The organism is Hydrogenophaga sp. UC242_50, assembly GCF_042697355.1.
Taxonomy (GTDB): Bacteria; Pseudomonadota; Gammaproteobacteria; order Burkholderiales; family Burkholderiaceae_C; genus Hydrogenophaga.
In genome coordinates, this window is sequence record NZ_CP170553.1 from 1,909,444 (window position 1) to 1,919,847 (window position 10,404).

General features: G+C 69.7%; 9 protein-coding genes, 1 tRNA gene and 2 pseudogenes. 1 reads left to right on the forward strand and 11 read right to left on the reverse strand.

Going from position 1 to position 10,404, the window contains the following annotated elements:
- Positions 1–10: 10 nt before the first annotated feature.
- The 11 genes and pseudogenes from ACFJGX_RS09795 to ACFJGX_RS09845 form a co-directional block, all read right to left on the reverse strand.
- Positions 11–1,582 carry a glucan biosynthesis protein G gene (locus ACFJGX_RS09795; RefSeq protein ID WP_382321668.1) on the reverse strand — a complete coding sequence of 524 codons (1,572 nt, stop codon included), beginning with the start codon at positions 1,580–1,582 and terminating at the stop codon, positions 11–13.
- 190 nt (positions 1,583–1,772) lie between these two features.
- Complete coding sequence (locus tag ACFJGX_RS09800) at positions 1,773–3,182, reverse strand: sigma 54-interacting transcriptional regulator (protein WP_382154692.1); 1,410 nt, start codon at positions 3,180–3,182, stop codon at positions 1,773–1,775.
- Positions 3,179–3,646, reverse strand: a complete 468-nt coding sequence (locus ACFJGX_RS09805; protein WP_382328295.1) for a hypothetical protein — start codon at positions 3,644–3,646, stop codon at positions 3,179–3,181. Before ACFJGX_RS09805 ends, ACFJGX_RS09800 begins: the two co-directional genes overlap by 4 nt.
- Positions 3,630–3,863: a hypothetical protein gene (locus ACFJGX_RS09810; RefSeq protein ID WP_382328297.1), complete on the reverse strand. Its 234-nt coding sequence runs from the start codon at positions 3,861–3,863 to the stop codon at positions 3,630–3,632. The genes ACFJGX_RS09805 and ACFJGX_RS09810 overlap by 17 nt, the downstream gene beginning before the upstream one ends.
- Positions 3,853–5,271: an ATP-binding protein gene (locus ACFJGX_RS09815; RefSeq protein ID WP_382328299.1), complete on the reverse strand. Its 1,419-nt coding sequence runs from the start codon at positions 5,269–5,271 to the stop codon at positions 3,853–3,855. The genes ACFJGX_RS09810 and ACFJGX_RS09815 overlap by 11 nt, the downstream gene beginning before the upstream one ends.
- Before the next feature lie 10 nt (positions 5,272–5,281).
- Positions 5,282–6,707, reverse strand: a pseudogene (gene miaB, locus ACFJGX_RS09820) (tRNA (N6-isopentenyl adenosine(37)-C2)-methylthiotransferase MiaB).
- Between the two features lie 91 nt (positions 6,708–6,798).
- Positions 6,799–7,059 carry a hypothetical protein gene (locus ACFJGX_RS09825; RefSeq protein ID WP_382321662.1) on the reverse strand — a complete coding sequence of 87 codons (261 nt, stop codon included), beginning with the start codon at positions 7,057–7,059 and terminating at the stop codon, positions 6,799–6,801.
- Between the two features lie 212 nt (positions 7,060–7,271).
- The gene (locus ACFJGX_RS09830; RefSeq protein WP_382328301.1) at positions 7,272–7,853 is read right to left on the reverse strand and encodes a class I SAM-dependent methyltransferase; all 582 of its coding nucleotides are present in this window, start codon (positions 7,851–7,853) and stop codon (positions 7,272–7,274) included.
- An 82-nt stretch (positions 7,854–7,935) separates the two neighbouring features.
- Positions 7,936–8,496: a YaeQ family protein gene (locus ACFJGX_RS09835; RefSeq protein WP_291120512.1), complete on the reverse strand. Its 561-nt coding sequence runs from the start codon at positions 8,494–8,496 to the stop codon at positions 7,936–7,938.
- Positions 8,497–8,558: 62 nt separating this feature from the next.
- Positions 8,559–8,635 (reverse strand) — tRNA-Met (locus tag ACFJGX_RS09840).
- Between the two features lie 37 nt (positions 8,636–8,672).
- A complete protein-coding gene (locus ACFJGX_RS09845) occupies positions 8,673–9,461 on the reverse strand; it encodes an enoyl-CoA hydratase (protein ID WP_382328303.1) in 789 nt (262 codons plus the stop codon).
- A 143-nt stretch (positions 9,462–9,604) separates the two neighbouring features.
- On the opposite strand from ACFJGX_RS09845, the pseudogene ACFJGX_RS09850 reads away from it, so the two are divergent.
- Positions 9,605–10,404, forward strand: a pseudogene (locus ACFJGX_RS09850) (enoyl-CoA hydratase-related protein).

A 10,404-nucleotide genomic window follows, 5' to 3' on the forward strand; every position in this document is an offset into this window, starting at 1 on the left:
TGGGCCGTGCTCATTCGGGAAGCAGCAGATGTGTCCATGTTTCGCTCACGGTGTCGTTGTGGTGTTGAAGAAAGGCGCGCAGCTCGACCGGCTGGGTCGGGTCCACGCGCTCGACGCGCACGGTCACGCGCCAGGTGCGCGTGGCGGGATTGGGGTAGGCCAGGGTTTCGAGCACGCGGCCATTGGTGTTGGCCGTGACCACCGCCTTGACGGGCGCACCGGCGGGCAGGCTGTCCAGCGCGGGGCCGGCGAAATCGATCACGTACTGCGGCTGGCGCGCCTGCTCGGCCGGCGAGAGGCGGGTGAAGCCATAGCCCTTGCGGGTCTGGGTGACCCAGCTCGACGGGGGGCGCTGCTGGGTGTCGCCCTGCCAGGCCAGTTCGTAGCTCAGTTCCAGCGGCTGGCCGGCGGCAGGCAGTTGGGCGGGCACCCAGTAGGCGACGATGTTGTCGTGCGTCTCATCGGGCGTGGGCAGCTGCACCAGCTCCACACGGCCCGCGCCCCAGTCGCCCACCGGCTTGACCCAGGCGCTCGGGCGGCGCTCGTAGCGCGCTTCCACGTCTTCGTAATTGGCGAAGGCACGGTCGCGCTGCATCAGGCCGAAGCCGCGCGGGTTCTGCAGGGTGAAGGAGCTGACCGTGACCGCCTTGGGGCGCTGCAGCGGGCGCCACAGCCACTCGCCTTCGCCGCTGACCATCATCAGGCCGTCGGAGTCGTGCACCTCGGGGCGGAAGTCGCCGGGCATGGGCTGGTTCTCGCCCGAGAGGAACATGCTGGTGAGCGGGGCGATGCCCAGGGTGTTCACCGGGCCGGCGCCGGCGCGCAGGAACACGCGCGTGGTCACCGTGGTGGTGGTCTGCTGGCCGGGGCGGATCACGAAGCGGTAGGCGCCGGTGGCGCGCGGCGATTCGAGCAGCGCGAACACGGTGACCTCGGTCGCGCCCGCGGCGGGGCGCTGCAGCCAGAACTCGGAGAAGCGCGGGAACTCCTCGCCGCTGCCGCCCACGGTGTCGATCGCCAGGCCGCGCGCCGACAGGCCGTACTGCTGGCCCGCGCCGAGCGCGCGGAAGTAGCTCGCGCCCTGGAACACGATCAGCTCGTCCTTGTAGGCCTGGCCGTTGAGCGGGTAGTGCAGGCGAAAGCCCGCGTGGCCCAGGTCGCCCCAGCGGCTGGTGTCGAAGGTGTTCTTGCCGTAGTCGAAATCGGCGCCCCGGTAGGGCAGGTGGTTCACCGTGCCGTCGGCCGTCAGTTCATGGATGCGCACCGGCTCGGTCTGGTACAGGCCGAGGTGAAAAAACTGGGCTTCGAAGGGCAGGTTCTGCGCGCGCCAGACGGACTGGTCGGTCTTGAACCGGATGTCGCGCAGCTGGTCGTAGGTGATGGTGGCGAGCTCGGCGGGCAGCTTGTCGCTGTTTGCCTGATAGGGCTGCTGGGCACGCGCCTTGGCGAGCTGGGTGATCTGGTCCCAGTCCACACGCTGTGCGTGGGCCGACGCCCCGCAGAACGAGGCCAGCAGGGCGCCGAGCACGCCCCAGCCGCGCAGGCGGCGGGTGGTGAAAAACGGGCGAATCGTGAAGGGCATGCCGGTATAAGGGCAAACCCTGTGCCAACCCGAAAAAACCCAATCAGATCAACGACTTTTCCCGTATCCAGATGTGTTTTCGGCGTTTCGCCGCGCTGGCGGGCGTTTCAAGCCCCGTTTTTGTCGCCGAATGGCGACAGGCTGGGCCTTCGTTCAGAAAAAAACCAGCAAAAACAAGGGCTTGGCCTTGTCACTCATCGGCGACAGCGTCGCTGGCGGCGCCCGGCGCATCGCTTTTGAACAGCCCCGGGGTCAGGGCGTGTTTCTGCAGCAGGCGGTAGAACTCGGTGCGGTTGCGCTGCGCCAGGCGGGCCGCGTCGGCCACGTTGCCGTCGGTCATCTTGAGCAGGTCCACCAGGTACTCGCGCTCGAAGCGCTGCTTGGCGTCGGCGAAGCTGAGCACCTCGATCGACGGCGTGCGCAGCGCGCGCTGCACCAGCGCGAGCGAGACCAGCGGCGTGGTCGACAGGGCGCAGACCTGCTCGACCACGTTGTAGAGCTGGCGCACGTTGCCGGGCCAGGCCGCCAGGGTGAGCGCCTTGAGCGCCTCGGGCGCGAAACCCGAGCTGCGCTTGCCGTATTTGGCCGCGAGCCGGGCGAGGAAGTGGTTGGCCAGCAGGGCGATGTCCTCGCGCCGCTCGGCCAGGGTGGGCAGCGTGAGCGTGACCACGTTGAGCCGGTAGTACAGGTCCTCGCGGAACTGGCCGGCGGCCATCGCGTCTTCCAGGTCGCGGTGGGTGGCCGAGATGATGCGCACGTCCACCGGCAGCGACTGGCTCGAGCCCAGCGGGCGCACCGCGCGCTCCTGCAGCACGCGCAGCAGCTTGACCTGCAGGGCCGGCGGCATGTCCCCGATCTCGTCGAGCAGCAGCGTGCCGCCGTCGGCCGCCTGGAACAGGCCCTTGTGGTTGGCCACGGCGTCGGTGAACGCGCCTTTCATGTGGCCGAACAGCTCGGATTCGAGCAGGGCCTCGGGGATCGCGCCGCAGTTCACCGCGATGAAGGGGCGGTTGGCGCGCGCGCTGGCCTTGTGGATGGCGCGCGCCAGCATTTCCTTGCCGGTGCCCGAGTCGCCGCGCAGCAGCACGCTGGCGTCGGACTGCGCGACCATGCGCGCCTCGGCCAGCAGGTCGGCCATGCGGTTGGAGCGGCTCACGATCTCGCTGCGCCAGGCCTCGTCCACGTGGGTGTTCTGGTGCGCGGGCGCGCCCAGGGCCAGGGCCTGCGCGATCTTCTCGAGCAGTTCCTTGGCGTCGTAGGGCTTGGTGAGGTAGGTGAAGACGCCACGCGCCGTGGCCTCCACCGCATCGGGGATGGTGCCGTGCGCGGTCAGCAGGATCACCGGCAGCGAGGGGTGGCGCGCGCGGATCTCGTCGAACAGCGCCAGGCCGTCGCGCCCGGGCAGGCGCACGTCGGAGAGCACCAGCTGGGGCCGTTCGATGTCGAGCTGGCTGAGCGCGGCCTCGGCCGAGCCGACCGAGGTCACCTGGTAGCCCGCCGCGCCCAGGCGCATGGCCAGCAGGCGCAGCATGTCGGCGTCGTCGTCGACAACCAGCAGCCGTGCGCGCGGCGCCGAAGGCCGCTCGGGGCTGGCGTTCATGGCGTGGTGGGGCGCGCGCCGTTGGGCGCGGCGGCCGGTGGGCGCGTGGTGAGGCTGCGCTCGATGGCGCGCATGGCTTCCAGCCGTTCGTTGAGCTGGTCGATGCGGCGCTGGCTGTCGCGCAACTGCTGGGCCTGGCGGTCCGTGGTTTCCTCCAGCTTGCGCTGGTCCAGCAGGCGGTTCGCCAGCAGCCGGGCGAGCGGCTTGAGCGGCAGGCTCTCGGGGCCGGGGTGGGCGATCACGCGTTGGAACAGACCGAGCGCGCGCGCGGTGTCGGCCGGCTGGCGCAGGTGGGTCAGCGCCAGGGCCAGCTGCATCTGGCGCAGCGCCACGTTGCCGGGGTCGCCCTGCACCACGATCTCGGCGGCGAGGTCGGCGGGGCTGAGCGCGTGCAAGCGGTCGGCGTAGCTCAGCAGGGCCGTGACCACGTCGGGCACCGGGGTCGTGTCACCGCTGAGCACCATGGGGGGTTGCGAGGGTGGGGCCGTCACCGGCGTCACCAGGGGCGGCGCGGTGCGCCACGGTGACCGTGGGGTTGGTCATCTGGATGGTCACCGTGCCGTTGCCGACGGTCTCGGGCGCGGTCGGCGCCGTGCCGCAGGCGGCCTGCGACAGGGCCAGCGCGGCGACCAGGCCGGTGAGGCGCCCTGCGTGGGTGGGGTGGGATGGGCTAATGGGCATGGGGCAGTTCGATGCGGAAGTGGGCACCCTGGCGCTGGGGCAGCAGGGTGATGCGGCCCCCGTGGGCCAGAATGTACTCGTGCACGATGGACAGGCCGATGCCGGTGCCGCGCACGGCGCCGCTCGGTTGCCGTTCGCCACGGTAGAAGGGTTCGAAGATGCGGTCGCGGTCGGCCTCGGCCACGCCCGGGCCCTGGTCCACGATGTCGATGCAGGCGCGGCCCGGCAGGTCCAGCAGCACCAGGCGGATGTGCGCACCGGGCGGCGAGAAACGGATCGCGTTGGACAGCAGGTTGCCCACCGCCGAGGCGATCTTCTCGCGGTCCAGTGGCATCGTGGTCGGCACGCCCTCGACGCGCACGTTCAGCGACTGGGCCTGCCACTGCAGGCGCTGGGTGTCCACCTGGTCCTCGAGCAGTGCCAGCAGGTCGGTGCGCTCGCGCTTGAGCTGGCGGGCTTCGAAGGCCGCCGCGTTGAAGCGCAGCAGCGCCTCGATCTGGTGCTGCAGCAGCTGCGTGTTGTGCTGCAGGATGTTCACCACCTCGGCCTGGCTGGGGTTGAGCGCGCCGGCCACGCCGTCGCCCAGCACCGCCACGCCTTCGTGCAGCGAGGCCAGCGGCGTCTTGAGTTCGTGCGAGATGTGGCGCAGGAAACGCGCCTTGTCGGCATCGAGCTCGGTCAGCCGCAGGCGCAGCCATTCGAGCTGCTGGCTCACGCGGCGCACGTCGGACGGTCCGCGAATGTCGATCGGCACGTCGAGCCGGTTTTCGCCCAGGCCCTGGATGGCCTTCTCCAGCCGCTTGAACGGCCGCGCGAGCCAGATGCCGAAGCCCAGCGCCAGGATGGCCGCGATGCCGATGGAGCCCACCACCTGCTGCGTGAGTTCCTGTCGGCTGGTCTCGAAGCGGGCCTGCAGGGCCTCGTTGCGGCCGGTGATGATGGACTGCACCTTCTGCGCGATGGACGCGCTGTGGCCGTCGATCTCGCGAAAGGCCTGCGCCACCTCGCGCTCGCGGTCCAGCGCGGTTTCGGGCGGGCCGTCCAGCAGCACGGTGATCGCGTCCAGCCGGTCGCGCCAGTTGGTGGCGAAGTCGGGCGGCAGTTCGTTGTCCTCGAGCCGGCGCAGGATGTCGCGCGCGTTGCCGGCGGCTTCGTCGAAGCGCTGGCGCAGCTGCCGGTCGCGCAGCACCAGCGACTGGCGCGCCGCGCGCTCCATGGTCAGGCTGCGCTCGGAGAGCGACTGCGCGGCGGTCGACAGCGCGATTGCCTGCGCCGCGCTCTCGCGGCTCTGCGCCATCAGGGTCTCGAGCGAGAACAGCGCGCGCACCGCCGCCACGCCGAGCAGCGCCCCGATGAGCAGGAAGGCGACCAGCAGCAGCTGCTGGAAGGAGAAGCGCAGCGGTTTCACCGAGGGGTGCTCAATCCAGAAACACCGCGGAACCGGCTTTGCCGGGCGGCAGGTGTTGCCTCATCGAGGGGGTCGCGCGCAGCGCTGCGGGGGTGATTTCCAGACTGCCGCGCAGCGAATGCGGGCGCGCCTCGGTGATGCGCACGTCGAGCATCTGGCCGAGCAGGCGCTCGGCCCGGGGGCCGCCGTCGAAGTTGACGATGCGGTTGCACTCGGTGCGGCCCATCAGCTCGAGTTCGCCGTTCTTGCCGGGGCGGCGCGAGCGGCCCTCCACCAGGATGCGCTGCACCGTGCCTTCGCGGCTGGCGCTGATACGGCGCACGTTCTCCTCGATGACCGCCTGCAGGTGCTGCAGCCGCTTGAGCTTGACCTCGTGCGGCGTGTCGTCGGTGAGGTTGGCCGCCGGCGTGCCGGGGCGCGGGCTGAAGATGAAGCTGAAGCTGGTGTCGAAACCCACGTCGGTGATGAGCTTCATCATCTTCTGGAAGTCGTCCTCGGTCTCGCCGGGGAAGCCGACGATGAAGTCGCTGCTCATGGCCAACTCGGGCCGGATCGCGCGCAGCTTGCGGACGGTGCTCTTGTATTCCATGGCGGTGTAGCCACGCTTCATCGCCATCAGGATGCGGTCGCTGCCGTGCTGCACCGGCAGGTGCAGGTGGTTCACCAGCTGCGGGATCTTGCCGTAGGCCTCGATCAGGCGCGGCGTGAACTCGTTGGGGTGGCTGGTGGTGTAGCGGATGCGCTCGATGCCAGGGATCTCGGCCACGTACTCCAGCAGCAGGGCGAAGTCGGCGATCTCGCTGGTCTCGCCCATCGCGCCGCGGTAGGCGTTCACGTTCTGGCCCAGCAGGGTCACTTCCTTCACGCCCTGGTCGGCCAGGCCCGCGACCTCCACCAGCACGTCGTCGAACGGGCGGCTGACCTCTTCGCCGCGCGTGTAGGGCACGACACAGTAGCTGCAGTACTTGGAGCAGCCTTCCATGATGGACACGAAGGCCGAGGCGCCCTCGACCTTGGCCGGCGGCAGGTGGTCGAACTTCTCGATCTCGGGGAAGCTGATGTCCACCTGCGGCAGCGCCTGGCGCGCGCGCTGGTTGAGCAGTTCCGGCAGGCGGTGCAGGGTCTGCGGGCCGAACACCACGTCCACATAGGGCGCGCGCTTGATGATCTCGGCGCCTTCCTGGCTGCGCCACGCAGCCGCCCACGCCGATCAGCACGCCCTTTTCCTTGAGGTGCTTGACGCGGCCGAGGTCGCTGAACACCTTCTCCTGCGCCTTCTCGCGCACCGAGCAGGTGTTGAAGAGGATCAGGTCGGCCTCTTCCACGTCCTGCGTGGGCTCGTAGCCTTGCGCGGCGCCCAGCACGTCGGCCATCTTGTCCGAGTCGTACTCGTTCATCTGGCAGCCGAAGGTTTTGATGAAGACTTTTTTGCTCATGGGGAATTCCGTTCGGGAAAGGGCGTCGCGCCGCGGGCGCGCGCCATGGGCGGGGCCGCGGCCATGGTGACCGCGGCAGGCGCCGGGGGACTCAGTTCGTGGTGCGGGCCGGCGCGCCGGCGGGCAGGGTCTGTTGCGACTCGAAGACGAAGTTGCGCTGCGTGCCGTAGCCCGGGCGCTTGACCTTCGCTTCGGCCTCGGTCAGCAGCCACACCTGGTGGACCTGACCGCGCTGGTCGAGGGTGTAGTTCACCACCAGTTCCTGGTTGACCAGGGTGGAGGACATCACCAGCTTGTTGGTGCTGTCGAGGATGCGCGCGCCCGGTGCGAAGCGCGTGGCGCGGTCGTCCATGGCCGACCAGTGGCGGTTGCACCACCACCATGGTGCCGCGCAGCGCCTTGGCCGGGAACTCGCGTTGCACGGCCTGCGCGTGGGCGGCGCTGGCGGGAATCAGGAGGAGGGTGGCGGCGAGCGCGGTGCTCAGGCCGGCGAGGGTGCGCACGAGGGCGGGTCGGCAGCGGTTCATGGTATGTGTCCAGAGGCTGTGAGGAGGGGCGATTGTCTCACGCGGGGGCGGGGCGCTTCTGCATCAGAACCACGTTGGCGCCAGGCACTTCGCAGTGCCAGCCATGGTGGCGCGCCAGCCAGCGCAGCGTGGCCTCGCGGTAGAACACCACGTGGGTCGGGTCGCGGCGGTAGTGCCACTGCGCGAAGCGCGCGTCGTCGGTCTGGAAGCGCGTCATCAGCGCCAGCCAGCCACCCGGGCGCAGCAGCGCGTCCAGGCGGCGGAACTCGGCGGCGGGGTCGTGGAAGTGCTCGGCCACCTCGGTGCAGGTGATGAAGTCGTGGGGGGTGGCCAGTGCGCCCGTGTCGGGGTGGAAGAACGGGTCGTACAGGGCCACCGTGTGGCCGGCCTCGCGCAGCAGGTCGGCCAGCACCGGGCCGGGGCCGCAGCCGTAGTCGAGCCCGCTGCACCCGGGCGCCAGGCGCTGCAGCAGCGGTGCTGCGCACCTGGGCCAGGAAGGCGCGGTAGCCCGCGTCGTCGCCGGTGTTGCGGTGCAGTTCGTACTCGGCGCGTTCGGCCTCGGGCGAGGGCCGGTGTTCGGGGAACAGAAAGGTGGCCTCGCAGCGCCCGCAACGGCCATAGGCGCGCTCGCCGACGACCTGGAACGCCCGGCCCTCAAGGCCTTCGCAAACGGGGCAGCGCATGGCGCGAAGGCCGGCCGGCTACTTCCAGCGCACCGGCTCGATGTGCACGCTGCCGCGCTCGCTGGAGAGCGTGAGCGCGCCTTCCTGCACCGTGGCCTGCAGCTGCATGCTGCGCTCGGCGAGCTGGGCCAGCGCGGGCGCCACCTCGGTCGGCAGGCGCCAGGCCTGCAGGCGGTCGAGCCGCGTGAGTTTGCCCTCGATGCCGCGCCACCACACGTCGGCCGCGCTGCCGAATGCGTAGACGACCACCGCGTCGGCCTTGCTGCAGGCCTTGGCCAGCGGCTTGTCTTCCGGCTGGCCGACCTCGATCCACAGGCGCTTGCGGCCGGTGAAATCGGTCAACGAGACGTCCGGGTCGTCCGGGTCGGAGAGGCCGGCGCCGAAAGCCAGCGTGCCGTCGCCCCGGCAGGTGTCCTGCAGCTCGTGCGCGTGCAGCGCCATCGCCACCAGCCGGACCATCATGCGCTCGTCGGTCTCGCTGGGATGGCGGGCCAGGGTGAGCGCGTGGTCGGCGTAGTAGCCGTGGTCGATGTCGGCGATCTGCAGGTTTGCCTTGAAGATGGTGGACTTGATTGCCATGACGAGACGGACCGGAAATGAAAAAAGCGGGCCCCGTTGCCGGAACCCGCTTTTTGAGATGCTGGTGGCGATAGGTGGACTTGAACCACCGACATCAGCATTATGAATGCTGCGCTCTAACCAACTGAGCTATATCGCCAGCGAAGCGCGCATTATAGACAGTTTTTTTGGACGGCTCAGCGGTGCTGGAAAGCCGGCTTGCGTTTGTTGACGAAGGCGTCCATGCCTTCCTTCTGGTCTTCGGTGGCGAACATCGCGTGGAACAGGCGGCGCTCGAACATCACGCCGTCCGACAGCGTGCCTTCGAACGAGCGGTTCACCGCTTCCTTGGCCGCCATCACGCTGGGCAGCGAGAGGCCGCAGATCACCAGCGCGGCGCCCAGGGCCTCGTCCATCAGCTTGTCCAGCGGCACGACGCGGCTGACAAGGCCGGCGCGCTCGGCCTCGGCGGCGTCCATCATGCGGCTGGTGAGCACCATGTCCATGGTCTTGGCCTTGCCCACCGCGCGCGGCAGGCGCTGCGTGCCACCCGCGCCGGGGATGATGCCCAGCTTGATCTCGGGCTGGCCGAACTTGGCGTTGTCGGCCGCGATGATGAAGTCGCACATCATGGCGAGTTCGCAGCCGCCGCCCAGCGCGAAGCCGCTCACGGCCGCGATCACCGGCTTGCGGATGCCGCGGATGGTTTCCCAGTTGCGCGTGATGTAGTCGCCGTTGTAGACGTCGGCGAAGGTGTAGGTGGCGATGGCGCCGATGTCGGCGCCGGCCGCGAAGGCCTTTTCGCTGCCGGTGATGACCATGCAGCCGATGCCCTCGTCCGCGTCGAAGGCCTTGAGCGCCGCGCCCAGCTCGTCCATGAGCTGGTTGTTGAGCGCGTTGAGCTGCTTGGGCCGGTTGAGCGTGACGATGCCCACGCGGCCTTCGGTGCGCACGGTGATGCATTCGGGTGGGGTGGCGGCGGTCATGGTGTCTCCTCGGGCAATGGCGTCGGGTTGAAAGCCCACCACTATATCGGGCCCGCCCTCCGGGAAAACATTAGCCGACCGATTGGTTGGTTAATGGTAAATTGCGATCCAACGCCCAACGACAACAGCAGGAGACCGCCGACATGAGCAACAACGCCACCGTGGTGTACGAAGAGCGCGGGGCCGTGGCCCTGGTCACGCTCAACCGCCCCGAAGCCCTGAACAGTTTCACCCGCCAGATGCACCGCGAGCTGTGGGCCGCGCTGGACCAGGCCGAGGCCAACCCGGCGGTGCGCGCGCTGGTGCTCACTGGCGCCGGGCGCGGTTTCTGCGCCGGCGCCGACCTGGCCGAATTCGATTTCGAGCCCGGCCCCGATCTGGTGAAGCGCGCCGACCCCGGCCCGGTGATCGAGCAGGCCTTCAACCCCACGGCGCGCCGCCTGCAGGGGCTGCGCATGCCCACCATCGCCGCCGTCAACGGCGTCGCGGCGGGTGCGGGCGCCTCGCTGGCGATGGCCTGCGACATCGCCATCGCCGCCACCGGCGCGAGCTTCATCCAGGCCTTCAGCAAGATCGGCTTGATACCGGACGCGGGTGGCAGTTGGTTCCTGGTCGAGCGCCTGGGCCTGGCGCGCGCCATGGCCTTGGCCCTGACGGGCGACAAGCTGCCGGCCACGCAGGCCAAGGAATGGGGCCTGGTCTGGGACGTGTCCGACGACTGCGTGGGCGCGGCACTGGCCCTGGCCGCGCGCCTGGCCGACCATGCCCACCAAGGCCCTGGTGCGCAGCGCGCGGCCTGCTGCGCGATGCCGGCACGCGCACGCTGGACCAGCAGCTGGACGTGGAGCGCGACACCCAGTCGGCCCTGGGCCGCACGCACGACTACATCGAAGGCGTGATGGCGTTCCGCGAAAAGCGTCCGGCGCAGTTCAAGGGCGAATGA

Bases quoted from the DNA above. Each gene is read 5' to 3' on its own strand.
- ACFJGX_RS09835 (WP_291120512.1), bottom strand. From the start codon at position 8,496: ATGGCAATCAAGTCCACCATCTTCAAGGCAAACCTGCAGATCGCCGAC.
- ACFJGX_RS09800 (WP_382154692.1), bottom strand. From the start codon at position 3,182: ATGAACGCCAGCCCCGAGCGGCCTTCGGCGCCGCGCGCACGGCTGCTG.
- ACFJGX_RS09795 (WP_382321668.1), bottom strand. From the start codon at position 1,582: ATGCCCTTCACGATTCGCCCGTTTTTCACCACCCGCCGCCTGCGCGGC.
- ACFJGX_RS09830 (WP_382328301.1), bottom strand. From the start codon at position 7,853: ATGGCCGTTGCGGGCGCTGCGAGGCCACCTTTCTGTTCCCCGAACACC.
- ACFJGX_RS09825 (WP_382321662.1), bottom strand. From the start codon at position 7,059: ATGGACGACCGCGCCACGCGCTTCGCACCGGGCGCGCGCATCCTCGAC.
- ACFJGX_RS09845 (WP_382328303.1), bottom strand. From the start codon at position 9,461: ATGACCGCCGCCACCCCACCCGAATGCATCACCGTGCGCACCGAAGGC.
- ACFJGX_RS09805 (WP_382328295.1), bottom strand. From the start codon at position 3,646: ATGGTGCTCAGCGGTGACACGACCCCGGTGCCCGACGTGGTCACGGCC.
- ACFJGX_RS09810 (WP_382328297.1), bottom strand. From the start codon at position 3,863: ATGCCCATTAGCCCATCCCACCCCACCCACGCAGGGCGCCTCACCGGC.